At 62.4% G+C, this 202-nt stretch carries 1 protein-coding gene; it reads left to right on the top strand.

Translation table 11 applies throughout. The features are described 5' to 3' along the window. The coding region (locus tag IO30_RS0139910; protein WP_157853470.1) for a condensation domain-containing protein at positions 1-202 on the top strand (202 nt) is incomplete at both ends.

Genomic DNA, 202 nt, shown 5'->3' with positions numbered 1-202 from the left:
GTTGCAGGCGGCTGTGGCGGTGGTGTTGTCGCGGTTGGGTGCAGGGGAGGACATCCCGTTGGGTTCGCCGGTGGCGGGTCGTACGGATGATGCGTTGGATGACCTCGTCGGGTTCTTTGTGAACACGTTGGTGTTGCGGACGGATGTGTCGGGTGATCCGTCGTTCCGTGAGTTGTTGGGCCGTGTGCGTGAGGTGGATCTG

Source organism: Streptomyces xanthophaeus, assembly GCF_000725805.1.
GTDB classification, from domain to species: domain Bacteria; phylum Actinomycetota; class Actinomycetes; order Streptomycetales; family Streptomycetaceae; genus Streptomyces; species Streptomyces xanthophaeus.
Note: the sequence above shows the minus strand (reverse complement) of the source record. Positions and strands in the feature narration are given on the sequence as shown.